The organism is Streptomyces sp. BR1 (assembly GCF_052373795.1).
Lineage (GTDB): Bacteria > Actinomycetota > Actinomycetes > Streptomycetales > Streptomycetaceae > Streptomyces.
Window position 1 is genome coordinate 189,656 of the sequence record NZ_CM126252.1, and the last position, 23,899, is coordinate 213,554.

20 protein-coding genes are annotated in these 23,899 nt (G+C 69.9%); 10 read left to right on the top strand and 10 right to left on the bottom strand.

Annotation, left to right across the window (positions count from 1 at the left end; translation table 11 throughout):
• The first annotated feature begins 93 nt into the window (after positions 1 to 93).
• From ACT1U9_RS00835 to ACT1U9_RS00845, 3 genes are all read left to right on the top strand, one after another.
• Positions 94 to 1,206 (top strand): sugar ABC transporter substrate-binding protein, encoded by a 1,113-nt coding sequence (locus tag ACT1U9_RS00835; protein WP_444536416.1) that lies wholly within the window; start codon positions 94 to 96, stop codon positions 1,204 to 1,206.
• A 160-nt stretch (positions 1,207 to 1,366) separates the two neighbouring features.
• Complete coding sequence (locus tag ACT1U9_RS00840) at positions 1,367 to 1,909, top strand: hypothetical protein (protein ID WP_444536417.1); 543 nt, start codon at positions 1,367 to 1,369, stop codon at positions 1,907 to 1,909.
• A gap of 219 nt (positions 1,910 to 2,128) precedes the next feature.
• A complete protein-coding gene (locus ACT1U9_RS00845) occupies positions 2,129 to 2,860 on the top strand; it encodes a lysophospholipid acyltransferase family protein (protein ID WP_444536418.1) in 732 nt (243 codons plus the stop codon).
• Here the strand turns inward: ACT1U9_RS00845 and ACT1U9_RS00850 are convergent.
• A complete protein-coding gene (locus ACT1U9_RS00850) occupies positions 2,832 to 3,314 on the bottom strand; it encodes a MarR family winged helix-turn-helix transcriptional regulator (protein WP_444536419.1) in 483 nt (160 codons plus the stop codon). The genes ACT1U9_RS00845 and ACT1U9_RS00850 overlap by 29 nt on opposite strands.
• A 117-nt stretch (positions 3,315 to 3,431) precedes the next feature.
• Here ACT1U9_RS00850 and ACT1U9_RS00855 point away from each other — a divergent pair, with 117 nt between their 5' ends.
• On the top strand, positions 3,432 to 3,842 hold the full coding sequence (locus ACT1U9_RS00855; protein ID WP_444536420.1) for an organic hydroperoxide resistance protein: 411 nt from the start codon (positions 3,432 to 3,434) through the stop codon (positions 3,840 to 3,842).
• 78 nt (positions 3,843 to 3,920) lie between these two features.
• Here the strand turns inward: ACT1U9_RS00855 and ACT1U9_RS00860 are convergent, their stop codons facing one another.
• A complete protein-coding gene (locus tag ACT1U9_RS00860; protein WP_444536421.1) occupies positions 3,921 to 4,313 on the bottom strand; it encodes a nuclear transport factor 2 family protein in 393 nt (130 codons plus the stop codon).
• Positions 4,314 to 4,682: 369 nt separating this feature from the next.
• Between ACT1U9_RS00860 and ACT1U9_RS00865 the strand changes: the two genes are divergently transcribed.
• Positions 4,683 to 6,317 carry a M4 family metallopeptidase gene (locus tag ACT1U9_RS00865; protein ID WP_444536422.1) on the top strand — a complete coding sequence of 545 codons (1,635 nt, stop codon included), beginning with the start codon at positions 4,683 to 4,685 and terminating at the stop codon, positions 6,315 to 6,317.
• A gap of 89 nt (positions 6,318 to 6,406) precedes the next feature.
• Here the strand turns inward: ACT1U9_RS00865 and ACT1U9_RS00870 are convergent, their stop codons facing one another.
• Positions 6,407 to 6,598 (bottom strand): hypothetical protein, encoded by a 192-nt coding sequence (locus tag ACT1U9_RS00870; protein ID WP_444536423.1) that lies wholly within the window; start codon positions 6,596 to 6,598, stop codon positions 6,407 to 6,409.
• 463 nt (positions 6,599 to 7,061) lie between these two features.
• Here ACT1U9_RS00870 and ACT1U9_RS00875 point away from each other — a divergent pair, with 463 nt between their 5' ends.
• Positions 7,062 to 8,072 carry an isopenicillin N synthase family dioxygenase gene (locus ACT1U9_RS00875; RefSeq protein ID WP_444536424.1) on the top strand — a complete coding sequence of 337 codons (1,011 nt, stop codon included), beginning with the start codon at positions 7,062 to 7,064 and terminating at the stop codon, positions 8,070 to 8,072.
• Between the two features lie 288 nt (positions 8,073 to 8,360).
• Here the strand turns inward: ACT1U9_RS00875 and ACT1U9_RS00880 are convergent, their stop codons facing one another.
• From ACT1U9_RS00880 to ACT1U9_RS00900, 5 genes are all read right to left on the bottom strand, one after another.
• Positions 8,361 to 9,029, bottom strand: coding sequence for a hypothetical protein (locus ACT1U9_RS00880; RefSeq protein ID WP_444536425.1), 669 nt, complete (start codon positions 9,027 to 9,029; stop codon positions 8,361 to 8,363).
• A gap of 187 nt (positions 9,030 to 9,216) precedes the next feature.
• Entirely contained in the window at positions 9,217 to 10,122 is a 906-nt protein-coding gene (locus ACT1U9_RS00885) for a ribokinase (RefSeq protein ID WP_444536426.1), read from the bottom strand.
• Positions 10,123 to 10,192: 70 nt separating this feature from the next.
• Positions 10,193 to 12,133 carry an ABC transporter permease/substrate-binding protein gene (locus ACT1U9_RS00890; RefSeq protein ID WP_444536427.1) on the bottom strand — a complete coding sequence of 647 codons (1,941 nt, stop codon included), beginning with the start codon at positions 12,131 to 12,133 and terminating at the stop codon, positions 10,193 to 10,195.
• On the bottom strand, positions 12,123 to 13,661 hold the full coding sequence (locus tag ACT1U9_RS00895) for a sugar ABC transporter ATP-binding protein (RefSeq protein ID WP_444536428.1): 1,539 nt from the start codon (positions 13,659 to 13,661) through the stop codon (positions 12,123 to 12,125). Before ACT1U9_RS00895 ends, ACT1U9_RS00890 begins: the two co-directional genes overlap by 11 nt.
• The gene (locus ACT1U9_RS00900) at positions 13,658 to 14,674 is read right to left on the bottom strand and encodes a LacI family DNA-binding transcriptional regulator (RefSeq protein WP_444536429.1); all 1,017 of its coding nucleotides are present in this window, start codon (positions 14,672 to 14,674) and stop codon (positions 13,658 to 13,660) included. The genes ACT1U9_RS00895 and ACT1U9_RS00900 overlap by 4 nt, the downstream gene beginning before the upstream one ends.
• 306 nt (positions 14,675 to 14,980) lie before the next feature.
• On the opposite strand from ACT1U9_RS00900, the gene ACT1U9_RS00905 reads away from it, so the two are divergent.
• The 4 genes from ACT1U9_RS00905 (at position 14,981) to ACT1U9_RS00920 (ending at position 22,616) form a co-directional block, all read left to right on the top strand.
• Complete coding sequence (locus ACT1U9_RS00905) at positions 14,981 to 17,206, top strand: WD40/YVTN/BNR-like repeat-containing protein (RefSeq protein ID WP_444536430.1); 2,226 nt, start codon at positions 14,981 to 14,983, stop codon at positions 17,204 to 17,206.
• Positions 17,207 to 17,433: 227 nt separating this feature from the next.
• Positions 17,434 to 18,951, top strand: a complete 1,518-nt coding sequence (locus ACT1U9_RS00910; protein WP_444536431.1) for a hydrolase — start codon at positions 17,434 to 17,436, stop codon at positions 18,949 to 18,951.
• A gap of 199 nt (positions 18,952 to 19,150) precedes the next feature.
• Positions 19,151 to 20,407, top strand: a complete 1,257-nt coding sequence (locus tag ACT1U9_RS00915) for a YncE family protein (protein ID WP_444536432.1) — start codon at positions 19,151 to 19,153, stop codon at positions 20,405 to 20,407.
• Positions 20,408 to 20,813: 406 nt separating this feature from the next.
• Positions 20,814 to 22,616: a M4 family metallopeptidase gene (locus ACT1U9_RS00920; protein ID WP_444536433.1), complete on the top strand. Its 1,803-nt coding sequence runs from the start codon at positions 20,814 to 20,816 to the stop codon at positions 22,614 to 22,616.
• A gap of 69 nt (positions 22,617 to 22,685) precedes the next feature.
• On the opposite strand, the gene ACT1U9_RS00925 is transcribed toward ACT1U9_RS00920, so the two are convergent.
• Together ACT1U9_RS00925 and ACT1U9_RS00930 are read right to left on the bottom strand one after the other, a co-directional pair.
• Complete coding sequence (locus tag ACT1U9_RS00925) at positions 22,686 to 23,357, bottom strand: hypothetical protein (RefSeq protein ID WP_444536434.1); 672 nt, start codon at positions 23,355 to 23,357, stop codon at positions 22,686 to 22,688.
• Positions 23,354 to 23,848: a sigma-70 family RNA polymerase sigma factor gene (locus ACT1U9_RS00930; RefSeq protein ID WP_444536435.1), complete on the bottom strand. Its 495-nt coding sequence runs from the start codon at positions 23,846 to 23,848 to the stop codon at positions 23,354 to 23,356. Before ACT1U9_RS00930 ends, ACT1U9_RS00925 begins: the two co-directional genes overlap by 4 nt.
• Positions 23,849 to 23,899: the final 51 nt, after the last annotated feature.

The window sequence follows — 23,899 nt, forward strand, 5'->3', positions numbered from 1 at the left end:
TTAACCCTCAACTCCTTGACGCCCCATACACCTCCCAGTTGACTTCCAGCCACCTCGGTCGCAGCGACGCGGCCTCGTCAGGGAGGTATCTGGATGAACACCCGTATGCGTCGTGCCGCCGTTGCCGTGAGCGTCACCGCGATGGCCGTTTCCCTCGCCGCTTGTGGCAGCGCCAAGAAGGCGGACACCGACCCCAAGGACCCGGGCGCGAAGAAGGGCGGGGCGATCAAGGTCGGTCTGCTGCTGCCGGAGAACCAGACCGCGCGCTACGAGAAGTTCGACAAGCCGCTCATCGAGAAGATGGTCAGCGATCTCACCGCCGGCAAGGGCAAAGTGGTCTACGCGAACGCCAAGCAGGACGCGACGGTCCAGGCCCAGCAGGTCGACACGATGATCACGAACAAGGTCGATGCGTTGATCGTGGACGCGGTGGACTCGAAGGCGATCGCGGGTTCGGTGAAGAAGGCCAAGGACGCGGGTATCCCGGTCGTGGCGTTCGACCGTCTGGCCGAGGGTCCGATCGACGCGTACACGTCGTTCGACAACGAGCAGGTCGGCCATGTGCAGGGCAAGGCCCTGGTGGACGCGCTGGGTTCGAAGGCGAAGGACGGTGACATCGTGATGATGAACGGTGCGATCACCGACCCGAACGCCGCGCTGTTCAAGAAGGGCGCGCACGCCGAGCTCGACGGCAAGGTGAACATCGGCAAGGAGTACGACACCAAGGAGTGGAAGCCGGAGAACGCCAACGCCAACATGGAGGGCGCGATCTCGGCCCTGGGCAAGGACAAGATCATCGGTGTCTACTCCGCCAACGACGGCATGGCGGGCGGCATCATCACGGCCCTGAAGGCCGCCGGTCTCTCCAAGCTTCCCCCGGTCACCGGCCAGGACGCGGAGCTCGCGGGCGTGCAGCGCATCGTCGCGGGCGAGCAGTTCATGAGCGTCTACAAGCCGTACGTCCAGGAAGGCCCGGTGGCCGCGCAGATGGCGGTCTCGCTCGCCAAGCGCGAGCCGCTGACCCTCATCACCAAGGCGACGGTCGACTCCCCCACGACGAAGGCCATCCCGTCCGTGATCATCCCGATCGTGGCGCTCACCAAGGCGAACATCAAGGAGACCGTCATCCGCGACGGCGTCTACTCGGCGTCCGAGATCTGCACGGCCAACGTCAGGGACGCGTGTGAGGCGATGGGTCTGAAGTGACGCGACAGCAACCCCGAAGGCTCTGAAGCCCCCGCTTGTGGCGGCCGGGCGCCGGGTCGCGGGCGGCCACAGACCCCGATACCGCTCGATTGGTGGCTTGATCTCGCCGTATGGCATGATCATGCCGCAAATTCAAGCACCACCTCGGGGGATACCTGACATGGCGTCAACTCGCAGTCTGCTCACCGCCGTCGCCTTCGCGGCGGCCCTGGTCACCGTCACCGCATGCGGCCCGTCCGGCGACAAGAGCTCGGCACCCGCCGCCTCCAAGTCCGCCGCCGCCAAGGCGACTCCGTCCGCCGGCACCCCGGCCGACCCGTCCGCCGACCCCAACCAGGACTGCGGCAACCCGCCCAAGCTGCCCGCGGGTCACAAGATGCTGCACCCGATCGAGCGGCCCAAGCAGAACACCATGCACGCGCAGGACGCCAAGCCCGCGTGCACGCCGAACGACTGGATCTACCACGGCGAGGGCGCGCACAAGCCGTACTGGTTCGAGAACAACGTCACGGCGGAGCTCGCCACGGGTTCCGGCCAGACCAAGAAGGTCGAGCTGTACCAGCTCTGGGACCACATCGGCGACTGCCTCGCCAACGACCACGACGCCGTCAAGCCCCCGTTCACCTGCTCGGGCGGCATCTACGACGTCACCCTGAACGCCAAGGGCAACGTTGTCGCCATCAAGGAAGTCTGGCACCCGTAACGACACGGATGAGACAGCTCGGCCGAAGCGCCCGCCGGCAATCCCGGCTGCAAACGGCTGAATTCTGAACGCAAATGTTCCGCCTCGGTGTCAACACCGGGGCGGAACGGCGTTTTTGAACCATCACTCGTGGCTCATTAGGCCCTCTCCCCATTCGCCCGACCCCCCATTAGCGTGCCTCGGCGCGGGGGGTCACTCCGGGGAAAGGGTCTCACTGGCGTGCTTTATTACGCGTTCAAATACATCGTGCTCGTGCCACTGCTGCGGTGGCCCATGCGACCCAAGGTCGAAGGGCTGCGGCACGTGCCGCGCGACGGTGCGGCGATCGTCGCGGGAAACCATCTCTCGTTCTGCGACTCATTCCTGGTTCCCGCGGCCATCAGGCGCCGCATCACCTACATGTGCAAGATGGAGTACTTCACGGGCCGGGGCCTCAAAGGACGGCTGACCGCCGCGTTCTTCCGGGGCGTCGGGCAAATACCGGTGGACCGCTCGGGCAAAGACGCGGCACAGGCCGCGGTCGACACCGGAGTGCGGGTCCTCGCGGAGGGCGGACTGCTCGGCATCTACCCCGAAGGCACCCGCTCGCACGACGGCCGCCTGTACAAGGGCAAGGCCGGGGTCGCGGCCATGGCGCTGCGCTCGGGCGCGCCCGTGATCCCCTGCGCGATGATCGGCACGTTCGAGGCCCAGGCGCGCGGACAGCGGCTGCCGCGCCGCGTACCGGTCACCATCCGCTTCGGCGCCCCGCTGGACTTCTCCCGGTACGCGAACCTGCCGGATCAGCGCGAAGTGCTGCGCGCGGTCACGGACGAGATCATGTACGCGATCCGTGCGCTCTCCGAGCAGGAGTACGTGGACACCTACGCGGCCGAGGCCAAGGCGCGGGCGGACACCCGCACCCCGGCCCGGTCCGGCTGGCTCAGCTCGCCCGGTCCAGAGACGTCGTGATCCGGCCGAGGAGTTGCTGGAGGGACAGCACCTCCTCCACGGAGAGGCCCGTCGCCGAGAGGATCTTCAGCGGCACCGGCAGCGCCCGCTCGCGCAGCCCGGCGCCGTCCTCGGTCAGCCGGATCGTCACCGACCGCTCGTCGTGGGCACTGCGCTCGCGGGTCACGAGCCCGGCCGCCTCCAGGCGCTTGAGCAGCGGCGAGAGCGTGCCCGAGTCGAGCCGCAGCCGCTCGCCGATCACCTTGACGGGCTGCGGTCCGTGCTCCCAGAGCACCAGCATCACCAGATACTGCGGATACGTGAGGCCGAGGTCCTTCAGGGCGTCGCGGTAGATGCCGCCGAAGGCGCGCGACGCGGCGTGCAGGGAGAAGCAGACCTGGTGGTCGAGGCGGAGCAGATCGACGTCGGACGCGAGGGGCGAGGACGGCGGGGCAGGGGTCGACGAGGAGGTCATGGATCCAGGGTAGCTTGTCGCCCGTCATTGAGTTGCGCACAATTTAGTTGTGTGCAACTCTTTGAGGGCAGAGAGGAGCGGGCATCCGCTCCCCACCGGACGGAAGAGGGCACCTCCATGAACGCGCTGTACACCGCTGCCGCCACCGCCAACGGGCGCGAGGGCCGGGCCGTGAGCTCGGACGGCCGGCTCGACCTCCCCCTCGCGATGCCCCAGGCGCTCGGCGGCAACGGCGAGGGCACCAACCCCGAGCAGCTCTTCGCCGCCGGATACGCCGCGTGCTTCGCCAGCGCCATGGGAGCGGTCGGCCGCGAGCTGAAGCTCGACACCAAGGACGTCGCCGTCACCGCGGAGGTCTCCATCGGCAAGGACGACACCGGCTTCGGGCTCGCGGTCGTCATGCGCGTGGAGCTGCCGGACGCCCTGGAGGGCGAGACCGGCCGCAAGCTGGTCGAAGCGACGCACGCCTTCTGCCCGTACTCCAAGGCCACGCGCGGCAACATCGAGGTCGAGCTCGTCATCGAGTAATCGCTCGCAACAGCCAGAAAGCCCGGGTCGGCGAGGAACACCTCGTCGGCCCGGGCTTTTTCCGCGTACAGGGCCGGATCAACCGGCGGCCGCCTCCTGGCGGATGCGATCGAACTGGGCGGCCATCGCCTCGGAGAGGGCATTGGCCCCGGACAACGGGCGGACCATGACGGTGAAGTCGTCGATCAGGCCGTCGTCGTCGAAGTGCAGGAAGTCGCACCCGTTGACCTCAAGGCCGTTGACGGTGGCCTTGAAGACCAGCGCCTGGTCCCGGCCGTCGGCGCTCACGATCTCGCGCACATAGTGGAAGTCGGCGAACGTACGGATCACACCCCGCAGGATCGCGGCCGTGATCGCCTTCCCCGGGTACGGCTTGAAGGCCACCGGGCTGGTGAAGACGACGTTCTCGGCCAGCAGCGCCTCGATGGCGTCATGGTCCCCGGACTCCACGGCCTTGCGGAAGGCGGACATCGCCTCAGCCACCTCTCCACACTTAGATACTCAACTTGTTGACTAGGTGCACTGGAGAGTAACCAGCCGGACGCCGGGCGTCCAGACCTCTGCCCTCAGACGATCGAGAGCCCCCTTCAGTTGGGTCGATTTTCGGTCAGGTACTTTTCACGGCGACCGGTTCACCACTTGCCGCCGGACGACCGTTCGGTCCCGAAATCCCTTGCCTGACAGGCCACTTCGGCCCCGCGCGGCACCGCGATGCCCCCAAGAAGCATTCCGGCCATTTCATGGTCGCCTTCCTGACATGTACTCACCCCTCCTGTCACTGTGGGCCCACACGTGACACCTGCACCATCAACCCCCCACTCCCTAGAAAGGGATGCTCGCGTGACTTTTCGTATAACGCGTTCCACGCGTGTCGCCGGCTCCGTCGCCGCCGCCGCGCTCCTCGCCGGTGGTCTCACCGGCGTGGCCTCCGGCTCCGCCGGCGCCTCCCCCACGAGCGCCGACACCGCCGCGAAGCCGTTCAGCCTCTCCGCCTCGCAGCGGGCCGAGCTGATGCGTCAGCAGACCGCCACCACCGCCAAGACGGCGGCCGAACTGGGCCTGGGCGCCCAGGAGAAGCTCGTCGTCCGTGACGTGATCAAGGACGCCGACGGCACCGTCCACACCCGTTACGACCGCACCTACGACGGACTCCCGGTCCTCGGCGGCGACTTGGTCGTGCACGTCACCAAGAACGGCAAGAGCGCCGGTGTGAGCAAGGCTGCCAGAAGTGCGATCAAGGTCGCGTCCACCACGCCGGCCATCGCCGCAAGTGCCGTACAGCAGAAGGCACTTGGCATCGCCAAGAGCGCGGGGGCGAAGAAGGCCTCGGCCGACCAGGCGCCGCGCAAGGTGATCTGGGCGGCGAAGGGCACGCCCGTCCTCGCCTACGAGACGGTCGTCGGCGGATTCCAGGACGACGGCACGCCGAGCCAGCTGCACGTCGTGACGGACGCCAACACCGGGAAGAAGCTCTCCCAGTGGCAGGCCATCGAGACCGGCACGGGCGCCAGCGAGTACAGCGGCAGCGTCACACTCGGCACCTCGAAGTCCGGCTCGAACTTCCAGCTCGACGACTCGGCGCGCGGCGGCCACAAGACGTACGACCTCGGCCACAAGACGGACGGCAAGGGCACGCTCTTCACGAACAAGGTCGACACCTGGGGCGACGGCAAGGCGTCCAACGCCCAGACCGCGGCCGTGGACGCGCACTACGGCGCGGCGGTGACCTGGGACTTCTACAAGAACGTGCTGGGTCGCAACGGCATCAAGAACGACGGTGTCGCCTCGTACAGCCGGGTCCACTACGGCGACAACTACGTCAACGCGTTCTGGGACGACAGCTGCTTCTGCATGACGTACGGGGACGGGAACGGCAACGCCGCGCCGCTGACCTCGCTCGACGTCGCGGGCCACGAGATGTCGCACGGCCTGACGGCGGCCACCGCCAAGCTCAACTACAGCGGTGAGTCCGGCGGCCTCAACGAGGCGACCTCGGACATCTTCGGCACCGCGGTGGAGTTCTACGCGAACAACTCCACGGACGTCGGCGACTACCTCATCGGCGAGAAGATCAACATCAACGGTGACGGCAAGCCGCTGCGGTACATGGACAAGCCGAGCAAGGACGGCGGCTCGGCCGACAGCTGGTCCGCCGGGGTCGGCGACCTGGACGTCCACAACTCGTCCGGCGTGGCCAACCACTTCTTCTATCTGCTGTCGGAGGGCAGCGGCGCCAAGACGATCAACGGCGTCAGCTACGACTCCCCGACGTCCGACGGCTCCAAGGTCACGGGCATCGGCCGGGACAAGGCCGTCAAGATCTGGTACAAGGCGCTGACCGAGTTCATGACCTCGACGACCGACTACGCGGGCGCCCGCACCGCCACCCTCAGCGCGGCGAGCGCGCTGTACGGCGCGAGCAGCACCGAGTACAAGACGGTGGACGCGGCCTGGGCCGCGGTCAACGTGAAGTGATCCGGTAGGCCGGACACCTGCGGGCGCCCACCCCGACGGGGGTGGGCGCCCGTTTCACGTTCTCCGGATCAGCACCGGGACGTACGACCTCAGAAGCCCGCGCCGCGCAGGGGCGAGCCGCCGAGGAGGCCGCCGAGTACGTGGCCCGCGAATTCCAGGCCCGCCTGCTCGCGGGGGGTCAGCTCCCTCGGGCCGTCGGACGACGCGGCGGTCGCGGTGCCGGCGGTGAAGCAGGCCGCGGCGGAGAGGCTGACGAGGACGACGGCGAGGCGACGGAGCATGGGAGTCCCTTGAGTGGTGTGTCCGACTGGTCGCGTCGACTCTCGCCAACCGACGCCCGCACGCCCACACGACAGGCTGATCGTTCCCCTGATCGGATCAGTGGTGCCCGCCCCTACGGACTCGGACCATTCCCCGTACGAGTGTGGGCAAGATCTCCCCCATGGCTCCGCGCACCAGGCGTACTCTCGTGGCATGACTCTTCTCGTGATGCGCCGACACGTGGACTACGTGCGCGTCACCAGCATGAGCTGTCGCCCGCAGGACTGACCTTCGCGGCCTTTTCGGCCTTGGCCCCCGGCCCGGCTCTTCGAGCCTCGCCCCGGGCCCGCCCTTCTGCCCCACGGTCCTGTCGCGGTCATACCCCGGTTCCGGCGCACCCTTCCGCCGAGCCGTTCCGGCCGTCCTCCCGGCAACCCCGGGAACAGGACCTCCGTATATCCCGGAACGGAAACGGAACCCGCCATGTCCAGCAGCACCCTGCTTTCCACCTCACTGCCCGTGGTCGATCTGTCGCAGGCGGATGACCCGGCCACGCGTGACGCCTTTCGCGAGGGGCTGCACCGCGCGGCCCGCGACACCGGGTTCTTCCATCTCGTTGGGCATGGCATCGAGGACGCCGAGGTCGCTCGTATATCGCGGCTGACCAGGGAGTTCTTCGCACTGCCCGAGGCCGATCGGCTCGCTCTGAGCAATCTGCGCTCGCCGCACTTCCGGGGCTACACGCGCATCGGCCATGAGCTGACGGGCGGGCGTTCGGACTGGCGTGACCAGCTCGACGTCGGGGCCGAGCGGCCCGCGCCCGTGGTGGGGCCGGACGACCCGGCGTACCGCTGGCTGGAAGGGCCCAACCAGTGGCCCGGCGCGCTGCCCGAGCTGCGCACCGTCGTGCTCGACTGGCAGGACCGGCTCGCGGCCGTCGCGCACCGGCTGCTCCAGGAGCTGCTGGCCTCCATCGGCGCGCCCGCCGACTTCTTCGACGCCGCCTTCGCCGAGCGCCCGCATCTGCACACCAAGCTGATCCGCTACCCCGGAAGCGCCCCGGAGGGCGACGGCCAGGGCGTCGGCGCGCACAAGGACTACGGGTTCCTCACGCTGCTGCTCCAGGACTCCGTCGGGGGTCTCCAAGTCCGGCTCGGCGACGGCTTCGTGGACGTTCCGCCGCTGCCCGGCGCGTTCGTCGTCAACCTCGGCGAGCTCCTGGAGATCGCGACCGAGGGCTATCTGTCCGCGACCGACCACCGCGTCGTCTCGCCGCCCGGAGCGGTGGAGCGGTACTCGCTGCCGTTCTTCTACAACCCGCGTCTGGACGCCCGCGTCGAGACGGTCCCCGGCGCCTATCTCTCGCACGCGCCCGGCGTCGCGCACAGCGCCGACAACCCGCTGCACGCCGAGTACGGCCGCAATGAGCTCAAGGGCTGGCTGCGCGCCCACCCGGAGGTGGCGCGGCGTCACCACCCGGAGCTGGTGGGCTGATCCGGGAGGCGTCAAAAGGGGCGCCGTCCTCCCGCTCCGTGGCGGCGCCCCGGGCGGAGCTGGGCCGTCTGCTCGGGGATAGACGGCCCGGCTCCGCCTCCAGCTTGCGCCGCCCTCCCACGAAAAGCACCCGTCGTGCGACCACTTAAAGTGGCCAATTCCGCTGCTCAGGGACAGCTACGCGGGTAACGGGGCGCATGGTGCACACGCGGTTACGATACGTGACCGGCGTGCGGGGATCACTCGCCCGCGCGCGCAGGCCTTTGGGGCCGCGCGCGCGGCCGTGCGTCAGCTGCCGACGAACTCCTCGGCCCCGTAACGGACTTGGGCCTTCGACCAGTCCACCCCGAGCTCGCCCACGAACTTCTTGGCGAGCGGGAGGTCGGCGAGCGGGGCGATGAGGATGAGCCTGCCGTCGCGGGCGGTGACCGAGCCGCCGCCGAGTTCGTCACGGGCGGTGGGATTCGCGAGCAGCGCGTCGTGGAGTTTGCGCGAGGTGATGCCGGGCGCCTCGATGTCGACGGCGTTGGTCTGCGCCGAGGTGCGCGGCAGATGGCGGAAGGTCAGCACGGACTCCTGCTTGAACTGCTTGCGGACGACGTCCGCGATGTGGTGCAGTCCGCTCGCGCTGACGTGGTTGACGTCGAACTCGCGCGAGCGCTCGTACGTCGCCTGCTTGAGGTCGGACGACCAGAACACACCGTTCAGGAGGGTCGACTTCCCGGCCCTGGCGCCGTTGGCGTGGATGACCGAGCGCACCTCGCGGTCGAAGCCGCGCAGTTGGGTCCGCAGCCGGGGGTCGGCGGGGTCGGTGATGACGGCCGTGTTGCTGGTGGCGAAGATCTCGGCGGTCGCGGTGGGGTGGGCCGGTGCGGCGGATGCCGCCGCGGTGCCCACGCCGGTGGCCCCGAACGTGAGCGCACCGACCGAGACGAGGATGCCCAACCGTCGTTTCATCTACTGCAACTCCCTGGCGCATGGCCCCCGTGGGCCGTCGTGCTGCGTCGGCCGACGCATCGGGATCACGGTAGGGGGTACGGTCGGGCGCTTTCCGGGATTTGTAGGGGTATGGCCAATTCCGCGCGGATGGCCGACAACAGCCGTAGCCCGTAAGGCGGTCGGACGCGCGGAACAGCCGCTCACCTCACCGCGCGAAGACCTCCTCGGCCGTCGGATACGACTCCTGCGCGCCGTGCCGGGTCACCGCCGCCGCCCCGACCCGGACCGCGAACGCGGCGGCCTCCGCCAGGTCCTCGCCCAGACCGAGCCGCCAGGCCAGCGCGGCCGTGAAGGCGTCCCCCGCACCGGTCGTGTCCACCACGTCGACCTGTGGACTGGCCACCCGTACAAAGGAGTTGGTGCTGCCGGCCGCGACCAGGGCGCCCGCCCCGCCCAGGGTGATCACCACCGAGCGCGGGCCGCGCAGCAGCAGCGCCCGGGCCCAGTCCTCGGGGGTGGGGCCCGCCGAGTCGCCCAGCAGGAAACGGGCCTCGTGCTCGTTGACGATCAGCGGGTCGCAGGCGGTGAGCACGGCGGCGGGCAGCCGGGCGGGCGGGGACGGGTTGAGGACGAAACGGCTGCCGAAGGCGAGACTCCGTACCGTCTCGACGACCGTCTCCAGTGGGATCTCCAGCTGCGCGGAGACCACCCGCGACGCCTGGAAGAGGCTGGCGGCGGCCCGCACGTCCTGCGGGGCGAGCCGGGCGTTGGCGCCGGGCGAGACCACGATGCTGTTGTCACCGGACGGGTCCACGGTGATCAGCGCGACCCCGGTGGGCGCCCCGCCGACGAGCATGCCGACGGTGTCGACGCCCGCCGCCCGCTGCGAGTCCAGAAGCAGCCGGCCGTGGCCGTCGTCGCCGACCCGGGCCAGCAGCGCGGTGCGCGCCCCGAGCCGGGCGGCCGCGACGGCTTGGTTCGCGCCCTTGCCGCCCGGGTGGACGACCAGGTCCGAGCCGAGCACGGTCTCGCCGGGCGCGGGGCGGCGGTCCACGCCGATGACCAGGTCGGCGTTGGCGGACCCGACGACCAGAAGGTCGTAGTCGTACATCCCTGTCCTGCTTTCGCTGTGGGGCCGAGGTAGGGGGTGGCCGGTGAGCGTCGAGAGAAGTCTGCGACGTTCAGGAGAACTGGGCGAGGTTTTCGCGCAGGACGACCTTGACCGGAACCTTCACCGTGCTCTCGACCTGGTCGCCCTTGGCCGCCCTGACCGCGTTGCGCACGGCGATCCGGCCGAGCTCGGCGGGCTGCTGCGCGACCGATGCGTACAGTGTGCCCGCCCCAACCGCTTTGAGACCGTCGGGAGTTCCGTCGAAGCCGACCACGGCGACGGAGGATCCGGCTTTGGCACCGAGCGCCTTGACCGCGCCGAGCGCCATCTCGTCGTTCTCGGCGAAGACCCCGGTGACATCGGGGTGGGACTGGAGCAGATTGGTCATCACGTCGAGGCCCTTGGTGCGGTCGAAATCGGCGGGCTGACGGGCGACGACCGAGATGCCGGGGTACGCCTTGATGCCCTCGGCGAAGCCCTGGCCGCGCTCGCGGCTGGCGGAGGTGCCCGCGGTGCCCTGGAGGACGACGATGCTGCCCTTGCCGCCGAGCTTGTCGGCGAGCGTCTTGGCCGCGAGCCTTCCGCCCGCCACGTTGTCGGAGGCGACCAGGGTGGCCGCGGTGGCCTTGTTGACGCCTCGGTCGGCGGCGACCACGGGAATGTCCGCCTTGTTGGCGGCGCGCACCGACGGGCCCACGGCATCCGAGTCCACCGGGTTGACGATGATCGACTTCATACCCGCGCCGGTGAAGTTCTGGATCTGGTTGGCCTGTTGGGAGGCGTCGTTCTGCGCGTCGGTGACGGTGAGATCGATTCCGGCCGCCTTGGCCTCCGCCTCGGCCCCGGCCTTCATCTGGACGAAGAACGGGTTGTTGAGGGTGGAGAGCGACATGCCCACCTTGGTGGAGGCTCCGGACGAGCCGGTGTTGACGAAAGAGAGCGCGCCCAGGACGGCCGCCACGGCCACGGCGGCGACCGCCGCCTTCACGGCTCCGCCCTTGCCGCCGAATCCGCCTCCCTCACCCGCCGCCCCGGGCGCGGCCCCGGCCCGGCGGCGCACGGTGTCGAGCAGGACGGCCAGCGCGATGACCACGCCGATGACGACCTGCTGCCAGAAGGCCGACACGGAAAGGAGGTTGAGTCCGTTGCGCAGCACCGCCAGGATCAGCGCGCCGATGAGGGTCCCGGACGCCTTGCCCACACCGCCGGACAGGCTGGCGCCGCCGATGACGACGGCCGCGATCGCGTCGAGCTCGTACCCCTGCGCGGCCTGCGGCTGCGCCGAGACGAGCCGGGAGGCGAGCACGATTCCGGCGACGGCGGCGAACAGGCCGGACAGCGCGTAGATCGCGATCTTCTGCCGCCTGACCTGCAGCCCGGAGAGCCGGGCCGCCTCCTCGTTGCCGCCGATCGCGTACATCGAGCGTCCGAGGTACGTACGGGACAGGATCAGCGCGGTCAGCAGCCCCATCGCGACCATCACCAGGACCGGGACGGGCAGTCGGCCGCCGATGGTGTCGCCGATCCGGGAGACGGAGTCGGGGAACGCGATCGGGCTGCCCTGCGAGATGACCAGGGACAAGCCACGACCGACCGAGAGCATGGCCAACGTGGCGATGAACGGCGGGAGTTTGCCGTACGCGACGAGGGCGCCGCTGACCAGACCGCAGGCGATGCCCGTACCGATGGCGAGGACGACCGCGAGCCACACCGGCAGGCCCTGCTTCGTCGCCGACCAGGCGAGCACGGTCGCGGACAGCGCGGCGACGGACCCGACCGACAGGTCGATGCCCGCCGAGACGATGACGAAGGTGACCCCGAACGCGAGGATCGCGGTCACCGCCGCCTGCACCCCGACGTTGAGCAGGTTCTGCGTGGTCAGGAAGTCGCCGGAGAGCAGCGACATCGCCACCAGCAGGATCACGAGTGCGCTGAGCGCGCCGTTGTCGAGCAGCAGGCGGCGCAGCGCCGGTATGCCGCTCGCGCCGCTCCGGAGCGTGTCAGTGGCCACGGGAGCCCTCCACTTCGTTCTGTACGGGGGCGGGCGCGACCGCCGTGCCGACGGCGAGTTCCATGACGGCTTCCTGGGTCGCCTCGCCCGCCGGGAGTTCCCCGGCGATGCGTCCCTGGGCCATGACCAGCACCCGGTCGCTCATGCCGAGCACCTCGGGCAGATCACTGGAGATCATGAGGACCGCGTGCCCGGCGGCGGTCAGTTCGTTGACGAGCTGGTAGATCTCGACCTTGGCGCCGACGTCGATGCCCCGCGTCGGCTCGTCGAGGATGAGCACCTTGGTGTCGGCGAGCAGCCACTTGCCGATGACGACCTTCTGCTGGTTGCCGCCGGACAGCGTGCGCACCGGCTGGCCGAGCCCGGCCATACGTACGCCGAGGCGTTCGGCGATCCGCGCGGCCGCCGCCCGCTGGCCCTTGCGGTCGACGAGCCCGGCGCGGGTGGCCGAGCGCAGCGTGACCAGGCCCAGGTTCTCCTGTACGGAGGCGTCGAGGACCAAACCCTGGCCCTTGCGGTCCTCGGGGACAAGCCCGATCCCGGCGCCCATCGCGGCGTTCACATCGTGCCGGGGCAGTGGTTCGCCACGTACCTCGACGGTTCCGCTGTCGTAGCGGTCGGCGCCGAAGACGGCCCGGGCGACCTCGGTGCGCCCGGCGCCGACCAGCCCGGCGAGCCCGACGACCTCACCTGCGCGCACCTCGAAGCTGACGTCGTGGAAGGCGCCCTTGCGGGTCAGTGCGCGCACGGAGAGCAACGGGGCCCCGACATCCGGGCGTTCGCGCGGATACTGCTGGTCGATGTCCCGGCCGACCATGAGGCGTACGAGTTCGTCCTCGGGGGTCGACGCGGGCACCTGGCCGACGCTTCGGCCGTCGCGCAGCACCGTGACGCGGTCGCCGAGCGCCGCGATCTCGTCGAGGTGGTGGGTGATGAAGACGATCCCCACACCGTCCGCGCGCAGACCGCGTACGAGGGTGAAGAGTTTGTCGACCTCTTCGGAGGTGAGCACGGCGGTCGGCTCGTCCATGATCAGGACGCGTGCGTCGAGGCTGAGCGCCTTGGCGATCTCGACCATCTGGAGCCGGGCGATGCCGAGTTCACGTACGCGCGCGTGGGGCGCGACATCGACGCCGACCCGCTCCAGGAGCACGGCGGCGTCCGCCTCCATCCGTTTGCGGTCGATCATCCCGAAGCGGCGGGGCTGACGGCCCAGGAAGATGTTCTCGGCGACGGTGAGATCGGGGACGAGGGTGAACTCCTGGTAGATGGTGGCGATGCCGAGCCGTTCGGCGTCCTGCGCGCTGTGGATGCGCACCTCGCGCCCGTCGGCGAGGATGCGGCCGCTGTCGGGACGGTGGGCACCGGAGAGCGTCTTGATGAGGGTGCTCTTGCCCGCGCCGTTCTCGCCCAGGAGTACGTGCACCTCACCGCGGCGCAGCTCGAAGTCGACACCTTCGAGCGCGACCACACCGGGAAACGCCTTGCGGATGCCGTCGATACGCAGCAACTCGCCTTGCTCGCTCATGCGTTGCTCCCCTGGCCGGAGGCGCCCTCGCCGCAGGAGCTGCGTACGACGAGCCGGGCGGCGAGGGTGACGGACTCCGGTGCACGCCCCTCGATCCGGTCGACGAGCGCCCGTACCGCGGCCCGGCCCAGCTCGTCGGTCGGCTGCGCGATCGCGGTGATCGGCGGATCGGTGTGCACGAACCACGGGATGTCGTCGAAGGCGGCGAGCGCGATGTCGTGCGGCACCCGCAGCCCGTGCGCGCGGATCGCGTCGAGGGCGCCGAGTGCCATCAGGTTGTCGGCGGCGAAGACGACGTCGGGCGGTTCGGGGAGCGCGAGGAAGCGTTCGGTGGTCCGGCGGCCGCTGTCGGCCTGGAAGTCGCCCTGGCCGATGTAGGCGTCGGGGAGCGGGAGTTGGTGCTCGCGCAGCGCGTCCCGGAACGCCTCGACGCGCTCGCTGCCCGTGGTGGTGGCGGCCGGGCCCGCGATGATGGCGAGCCTTCGGTGGCCGAGGCCGTAGAGATGGGCGACGAGGTCGCGGACAGCCGCGCGCCCGTCGGCCCGTACGACGGGGACGTCGACGCCCGGGATCCAGCGGTCGACGAAGACCATCGGCGTGCCCGCGCGGGCCGCCTCCAGCATCAGCGCGGAGCCGCCGTCGGTGGGCGACACGAGCAGCCCGTCGATGCGGCGGTCGAGCAGGGTGCGGATGTGGTGGTCCTGCAACTCGGGGCGTTCGTCGGCGTTTCCGATGATGACGCTGTAGCCGAGCTCCCGCGCCTCCTGCTCCACGGAACGGGCGAGCTCGGTGAAGTACGGGTTGAGCACATCGCTGATGACCAGGCCGAGGGTGCGGGTCTGGTCGGTGCGCAGCGATCTGGCGACCGCGTTGGGGCGGTAGCCGAGCGCGTCGACGGCGGCGAGGACGCGCGAGCGCGCCTCGGGGCTGACGGACGGGTGGCTGTTGAGGACACGGGAGACCGTGGCGACCGACACTCCTGCCTCGGCCGCGACGTCCTTGATGCCCGCCATCGCCGGACCACCTCCTCACTTCTCACGGGGCCGTGGAAACGATTACACCGAGGATTGGAATCGATTACACGAGCCCGGACAAGCCCTCGCCCGCCCTCCGAGACCCGATCGTGATGAACGGTCAGCACCCATGTGAGCGGCCCGATGCGTGGATCACCGGCGCATTCACACCGTGTTCTGCCACCAACTACTGGTGCGGCTGCGGCAGTTGATGAACACTCTCCCCCTGTTACGTGAGTTGCGCGCCATCGGAATGCTCTTCCACTCGTCGCGGGCCGGCGATCCCGGCCGCGTAAGGAGCCGTCCATGCGTACAGGGAGATCCAGCGGTATACGTACGGCCGCGATCGCGGTGCTCGCGGTCGCCGGGCTGTTGGCGCCGGGAGGCCATACCGCCTCGGCCTCGGTCCAGGAGGACGACGACGGAGGCGGCCCCGCCGCTCCCGCCGAGTACAGCTATCTGCAAAAAGCGGTTCCCGGGCAGCCGTTGCCCCGGCACGCCTACGACACCGCGGCCGCGCAGGCCGCCGCCCTGCCCCAGACCTCCGGTTCCTGGCAGTCGATCGGCCCCACCAACATCGGCGGCCGGGTCGTCTCACTCGCCCTCGACCCCCGCCACGCCGACACGCTGTACGCGGCGGCCGCGAGCGGCGGGGTGTGGCGCTCGGCCGACGCCGGGAAGACGTTCACCCCCGCGTGGCCGGAGCGCGGCACCCAGGCGATGGGCGCTCTCGCCGCAGCCCCGGACAGCACGCTGTACGCGGGCACGGGCGAGCCCAACCCCGGTGGCGGCAGCGTCACGTACGAGGGGACCGGGATCTACCGCTCCACCGACCAGGGCCGCAGCTGGCGGGCGGTCGGGCTGCGGGACTCGGGGGCGGTGGGCGCGCTCGACGTGGACCCGCGCGCACCCCGCCGGGTGCTCGCCGCGGCCACCGGGTCGCTCTACAACGCGGGCGGCGACCGGGGCGTCTACCTCTCCGAGAACGCCGGGGGTTCCTGGCGGCGGGTGCTGGACGTACCCAACGGTTTCACCGGAGCCGTCGACGTCCAGCGCGACCCGGCCAACCCCGACCGGGTGTACGCCGTGCTCTGGGACCACCGGCGCGAGCCGGACAAACGCACCTACGGCGGAACGGGCTCCGGCGTCTACCGCTCCGACGACGGCGGCGCCCACTGGAAGCACCTCGGCGGCGGACTTCCCACCGCCGACTCGGGCCGCATCGGCCTGGGCATCGCACGCTCGGAACCGGGCCGTCTGTACGCCCTGGTCGGCGCCACCGACGGGACCTTCGGGAGCTTCCTCACCTCCGCCGACGGCGGCGACAGCTGGACGAAGCTGCCCGACAACCCGACTCTCGCCGACAACCAGTCCAGCTACTCCTGGTGGTTCGGCAAGGTGTGGGTCGACCCGGCCGACGCCCGTCATGTGCACGCGGCCGGGGTGGGTCTGATGACCACCAGGGACGGCGGCGCGACCTGGACCGCCGAGGAGGACGCCGTCCACTCCGACCAGCACGCCATGCTCTGGGACCCGCGCACCCCCGGCCGCGTCTACCTCGGCAACGACGGCGGCGTCTACCGCTCCGACGCACGCGGTGACTCGGGCTGGACCAAGGCGACGTACGAGCCGTGGACCCAGCTCTACACGGTGGCGGCGACCCCGCAGGACACCACCCGGATCTCCGGCGGCGCCCAGGACAACGGCTCGGTGCGCTCCTGGGGCGGCGACGCGTTCAACGAGTACCTGGGCGGCGACGGGCTGCAGAACCTGATCGATCCCACCGACAAGAACCGGGTGTACGCCTGCTACCAGTACGGCAACTGCTTCCGCTCCACCGACGGCGGCACCACCCTCACCGAGTACACGAACTCCACCACGGCCGACCGCCGCAACTGGCTCACCCCCGTGCAGTTCGACCCGGTCAACCCGAACGTCCTGTACTACGGCGGCAACCGGCTCAACCGGTCGGCCGACGGCGGCGCCACCTGGCAGCCGATCAGCCCCGACCTCACCGGCGGACCTGGCCGCGACTCCTACCCCTACGGCACGATCACGACGGTCGCGGCCGCGCATGACGGGCACACCGTCTGGGCGGGCACCGACGACGGCCGGGTGTGGGTGACCCGCGATCTGGGCGCCCACTGGACCCAGGTCCTGTCCGGTCAGCCGTGGGTGACCCGTATCGCGGTGGACGCGGACGATCCGGCGACCGCGTACGTATCGCTGTCCGGGTACCGGGCGGGCTCGCCGCAGCCGCATCTGCTGCGGACCCGGGACGCGGGCACGAGCTGGACCGATCTGTCCGGAAACCTTCCCCAGGCGCCGGTCAACGATGTGGTGCCGGTCGGCCGAAATACGCTCTATGTCGCCACCGACCAGGGCGTGTTCGTCAACGGCCGGGGCGGCTGGCAGCGGCTCGGCGGCGGGCTGCCGCTGGTGCCGGTGTCGGACATCACATACGACCCCGCCCACCATCGCCTGGTCGCGGCCACCTTCGGCCGCGGCTTCTACAGTCTCCTTACGCGTTAAGGAATATGACATAGCGTCAGGCCCCCGTCGGCTCGCCCGGCGGGGGCCCGCGTGTGCGTCCTGCGCGAGTGGCCGGTTCGAAGAGTCATGGCCGAGACACTGCACCGATGCGATCTCGCCATGTACCGTTCAAACGTGCGTAGCCCGGGAGTATCCCAACTGCCGTTCTACGCGCGCAGACTGGGCGCCCGCACCGCCTCTCCCCCACCCCTCATGGAGGTAGCAGGATGCTCCGAACCCGGAGTTCCCAAAGGCCACGGCACAGACTCGCCACCGCGCTCGTGGCGCTCGGCATGCTGGGCACGGGCACGGCGGCCCTCGCCGTCACCGCCCCCGCAGCCGCCGCGGCGACCCCGCACCGCGTGCTCTTCGACAATTCCAAGGCCGAGACCGCCGGCAACGCCGACTGGATCATCAGCACCAGCCAGCCCGACCCGCTGGGCGAGAACGCCAGCCCCTCGGCGGAGTCCGACTGGACCGGCGCGCTCTCCTCGTGGGGCGTCTCGCTCCAGAAGACGGGCAACTACTCGCTGAAGACGCTGCCTTCGGGCAACACCATCACCTACGGCACGTCGTCGCCGCTCGACCTGCAGAACTTCGACACGTTCGTGCTGCCCGAGCCGAACATCCTGCTGTCGGCGTCCGAGAAGACCGCGATCATGCAGTTCGTCCAGCACGGCGGCGGTCTGTTCATGATCTCCGACCACACCGGCTCGGACCGCAACAACGACGGCTCCGACGCGGTCCAGATCCTCAACGATCTGATGACCAACAACGGCGTCGACAACAACGACCCGTTCGGCTTCTCGATCGACTCGCTGAACATCGCCAAGGACAACCCGAGGGCGATCTCCGACAGCACCGACCCGGTGCTCAACGGCTCCTTCGGCAAGGTCACCGGCAGCATCATCCGCAACGGCACGACGGCCACCCTGAAGCCCGCGGACAACCCGGCGGTCAAGGGCCTGGTGTACCGCACCGGCTACTCCGGCAACACCGGCGCCTTCTTCGCGACGAGCACGTTCGGCAGCGGCCGGGTGGCGTTCTGGGGCGACAGCTCGCCGATCGACGACGGCACGGGTCAGCCGAACAACACCCTCTTCGACGGCTGGGACGACCCGGCCGGCACGGACGCGGCGCTCGCCCTCAACGGTACGGAGTGGCTGGCCGGATCCGGTGGTTCCGGCAGCACCGGAGGCGGCACGGGTGGCAGCACCGGAGGCGGCACCGGCGGTAGCACGGGTGGCGGCACCGGCGGCGGGGGCACCGGCACCTGCACGCCTGCCCAGCTGCTCGCCAACCCCGGCTTCGAGTCCGGCGGTTCGGCGTGGTCGGCCACGAGCGGGGTCATCACCAACGACTCCGCGGAGCCCGCGCACGGCGGCTCGTACACGGCGTGGCTGGACGGCACCGGCACCGCGCACACCGACACGCTCGCCCAGACGGTAACCATCCCGTCCGGCTGCGCGGCCAAGCTCAGCTACTACCTGCACATCGACACGGACGAGACCACGACCACCAAGGCGTACGACACGCTGAAGGCACAGGTCGTGGACGGCTCGGGGACGGTCCTGTCCACCCTGGCCACGTACTCCAACCTCGACGCGGGCAGCGGCTACACCCAGCGCAGCTTCGACCTGGGCGCGTACGCGGGCCGGACGGTGACGGTGAAGTTCACCGGAGTCGAGGGCTCCACGCTCCAGACGTCGTTCGTCGTCGACGACGCGGCGCTCGACGTCAGCTGACGTCACCCCTGGTCGTACGGAAGGTCCGTCGCCCACCCTTCGCGGGTCGGCGGCGGGCCTTCCGCGTTGCGCCCCGCTTGCGTTGCACCCCGCAACATTCATCGTCACGGCCCTTGTGATGTGGACCGGCGCTCATTACTTTCCCGTAGCCACACCGCACGCCATTGTCATGCCCCCCACAAGATCAACCGGAGTGACGATGTCTGTTTCCAGAACACTCGGCTCCCTGGCGGCCGCTCTCACCCTGGCCGTGACCGGCACCTCCGCCTCCACGGCCGCCTCCGCCACTCGGCACCCCGGTGCCGCCGGGCTGCGGGAGGTCATGTTCGTCGGCAACAACTGGGACGGCACCGCCGATGTCGTCAGGTCCAGCGGCGACTTCGCGAAGATCGGGCGGATCAACGTCATTCCCGACAAGGACCAGCGGCTCACCGAGATCTACCTCAACCCCATCAAACTGGCCTATTTCCTCGGCATCAGACAGGGGCCCGGCGAGGGGCACGACCAGTTCGTCGACGACATGTACACCACGCCCGACGGGTCGTCCGTGGTGGTCTCCCGGCCCAGCTTCGCCGACGTCGTCTCGATCGACCTCGCCACCGGACACATCAACTGGCGCTTCCCCGTGTCGGGTTACCGCTCCGACCACATGGCGGTCTCCCCCGACGGCACCCGCGTCGCCGTCTCCGCCTCCACCTCGAACACCGTGCACGTACTCGACATCGTCACCGGCCAGCAGCTCGGCTCGTTCGCGACCGGCGACAAACCCCACGAGAACGTCTTCACCGACGGCGGGAAGTACCTCTGGAACATGTCGATCGGCGAGGTCGACACGGCGCTGGACGCGCCCTGGCTCGACTGGACCAAGGGCGACCGGCACATCACGGTGGTCGACGCGCACACCTACAAGCAGGTCAAGACCATCGACATGCGCGCCCGGCTCGACGCGTTCGGACGCAAGGACCTGTCCAACGCCGTGCGGCCGCTGGTGTTCACCCCCGACGAGTCGAAGGCGTACTTCCAGGTCTCGTTCTTCAACGGCTTCCTGGAGTACGACGTCGCCTCCGACAAGATCACCCGCTCGAAGACCCTCCCCGAGAACCCCGCGACCAGCAAGGACCGCACCACCTGGGTCAACGACTCGCGCCACCACGGGCTCTCCATGAGCCCCGACGGGGCCAAGCTCTGCGTCGCCGGGACGATGGACGACTACGCGACGGTCGTCGACCGTACAACGTTGCAGGAAGGCCCGCTGGTTCCCGCGTCGAAGCCGTACTGGGCGACGGTGAGCGGCGACGGCAGGTCCTGCGTGATCTCGGAGAGCGGCGCGGACCGCATCACCGCGATCGACTTCGCCACCGGACTCAAGACCGTCTCGGTCCCGGTCGGCGACCATCCGCAGCGGGTACGGATCGGCCACGTCCCCGCCGACTGGACCGGCCCCTCGGCGGGCTGACCTCGGAAGTACGAAACGGGTGATCCACCGCAAGACAGCTCAAGACGGAAGAACACCCCAACGCCCGCACTTACACGCGTACATGGAGCAGACGACGCCCGCGCACTGTGATCAGAAGCACAGTGCGCGAGGCGTGCAACCATTTCCCCCGTCCACGCATCTGGACCGTTGGAACACAGGAACCACACAGCAAGCTCGCGTGTCGGTCACCTCTGCGCGACTGGTTGAACACGCGATTGTTAAATCTGAGTTCCAAAGGCACTTATGCCGATCAAACGGCTTTACATGCGCATGTCAGGCATAGCAGGGTTCCGATCGGGGCCACACGGTCCCCTCGGTGCACAACAGCACCGTGCGTACGGGCGGTTGTAGCCGGCCGCCCCTGCACCACTAAGGACCCTCCATAGTGCGTACACCCCACATACGCAGCCTGGCGATTGCCCTGGCCGTCACCACGGCCGCGACCATCACGGCAGGGGGCGTGGGCACCGCCTTCGCGTCCCCCGCCGCCACGGGGACTTCCTCGGTCGCCTCCACCAAGGCCGCCAAGTCGGTCGTGGACGCTGCGCGCGCCGCCGCGTTCGCGCACGCCTCGGCCACCGGTGTCTCCAAGGACGACACCCTGACGGCCACCGACGCGCTGGTCGACCCGGACGGCAAGTCGCACGTCCGCTTCGTCCGCGCCCACAAGGGCCTGCCGGTCCTCGGCGGCGACCTGGTCGTGCACCTGGACGCCAAGTCCAAGTACCTGGACGTGACCCGCGCGGTCCGCCACCAGGTGCAGGTCGCCTCCAGCACGCCCAAGCTGACGGCCGACCAGGCCAAGGCCAAGGCCGCCTCGGCCGCCAAGGGCAACGCGGGCACCGCCGAGCTGGTCGTCGACGCGCGCGCCGGCCGCACGGCGCTCGCCTACCAGATCAAGGTCAGCGCCAGCAAGACCACCGAGGCGGGCGGCGCCCGTACGGTCGTCATCGACGCCGCCACCGGTGCCGTGCTCAGCAACACCCCGGTCAACGACGAGTTCGTCTCGCCGCGGCTGAAGAAGACGCTGAAGCAGCGCGGCGAGACGCTGGCTCCCAAGACCGGGGCCACGTCCGGGGCGACCGCCGCGGCGAGCAGCGCGTTCGGGTTCAACCCGCCGAAGACCGTGGGCATCCCCTCGATCGGCACCGGCTCCTCGATCTTCGTCGGTCAGGTCCAGCTGAACACGCTGAAGACCGGCAAGAGCTCCTACCTCCTCAAGGACGCCACGCGCGGCAACACCGAGACGCGTGACGCCGGCGGCAAGGAGCTGGAGCAGTTCGCCCAGGGCAAGGCGTTCACCAACACGTCCAACACCTGGGGCAACGGCACCCTCAGCAACCGCCAGACGGCCGCCGTGGACGCCGAGTACGGCATCACCAGCACCCTCGACTTCTACAAGAAGGTGTTCGGCCGCAACGGCATCAAGAACGACGGTGCCGGCGCCCACGCGCTGGTGCACTTCGGCTCCAACGTCGGCAACGCGTTCTGGTCCTCGGACTGCGGCTGCATGCTCTACGGCGACGGTGACGGCGAGACCTTCACCAAGCCGCTGGTCGTCCTCGACGTCACGGGCCACGAGCTCACCCACGGCGTCGTCGACGCGACCGCCAACCTCCAGCCGACCCGGGTCGACGCGCAGGGCAGCCAGTTCGGCGAGGCGGGCTCGCTCAACGAGTCGCTGGCGGACATCTTCGGCAGCAACGTCGAGTTCCAGACCAACAACCCGAACAACCCGCCGAACTACCTGATCGGCGAGAAGCTCGGGCTCGCGCAGACCTTCCTGCGCCGCCTGGACAAGCCGTCCATGGACCAGCTGGAGGGCACGGTCGACTACTGGTCGCCCGCGTCGTACGACACCGAGGTCCACGCCGGTTCCGGCGTCTCCTCGCACGCGTACTACCTGCTCGCCGAGGGCAGCGGCCAGAAGACGATCGGGAACGTCCAGTACGACTCCCCGACGTACGACGGCTCGACGGTCACCGGCATCGGCCGGGACAAGGCGACGCAGATCTTCTACCGCGCCCTGACCCGCTACATGGTCTCCTCGACCGACTTCCACGACGCCCGCACGGCGACGCTGAAGGCGGCGTCGGACCTGTACGGCGCGACCAGCACGGAGTACAAGACGGTCGACAAGGCCTGGGCCGCCGTCAACGTCACCGTGGCGAACACGCCCAAGCACTGACGCCTGACGCGGTTCACACCAGGAGGCGCCCCCGCGGGATCCGCGGGGGCGCCTTCGGCGTACTCGGGGCTACGCGTGCGGTGGCGGCGCCTGGGTGGTGCAGACGAGCGGGGTCCCCATGGGCACCAGGCGTTCCACGGACCCCGGTCGGCCGTGGGTGACGGCCAGTTGAGCCGGGTTCAGATAGCCGATGAACAGCTCGGTCCCGGCGGGCATCGCCGAGCGCGTGAAGTCGAACACCACGCTCCCGTCGGCCTCCCGGTGCCCCTTCATGACCCGCCGCACCCCCGGACCCGACCCGCTCGGATCGAGGCTCCCGTCGTCGTGCGGCCCCTTGCAGAACTCGCCGACCTTGATCAGCACGGGGAACCCGGCCTTGCGCAGGGCCGCCTGCAGCCCCGCCGGGTCCTTGAAGTACTGCTGCTTGGACCAGGTCAGCCGGACCGTTCCGTCGGGCCTGCTCTCCACCTCGTACGCCGCCGTCCGGATGTGCACGGGCGCGGCGCCGGTGGCCGGGCTCGCCTGCGGCGGGGCGGTCGAGGGGTGGCCGTACGTCGGGACGCCGAGGGCGAGGCCCGCGGCCGCGGCGACGGTGGCCACCCCCGCGATACGCCGCCGGCGCCGCCGGGCGCGGCCCGCCGCCTCGATCCGCTCGACCGGCGTGCTCATGGTGACCCCGTCCAGCGAGTCCCGTAGCGCGTCCAGTACGTCGTGTGCTGCCTGTGTCTCCATGTCGGTCATGGCCCGGCCTCCGGTCGGTCGACGGTGACGAGATGGCCGCGCAACGTCGCGACGGCCCGCGAGAGGTGGGCGGTGACGGTCCCCTGGGCGATCCCGAGCACCTTGGCGGTCGCCTGGGTGTCGAGGTCGAGGAAGACCCTCAGCGCGATCACCTCCCGCTGCCGGCGCGGCAGTCGGCGCAGCGCCGCGAGCAGCACGGGGTCCAGGCCGGTGTCACCGGCCGAGGTGTCCGCGACATCGACACCGCCGTCCAGGACGACCTCCCGGCGGCGCCTGCGCCACCACGAGACCCGGGTGTTGAGTGCCGTACGCACGACCCACGCGCGCGGTGCCGGATGCCGGCCGACCTTCGGCCAGGCGGTCCAGGCCCGCGTGAAGGCCTCGGCGACCAGGTCCTCGGCGAGCTGACGGTCGCCCACACTCGCCAGTACGGTACGCAGGCACGCGTCCCGGCTGTCGCGGTAGAACTCCTTGAACTCCAGCTGCTTCACACCCCCTACACGCCCGGGGGCCGCGAACCGCTTACCTCATCCCCCGACGGA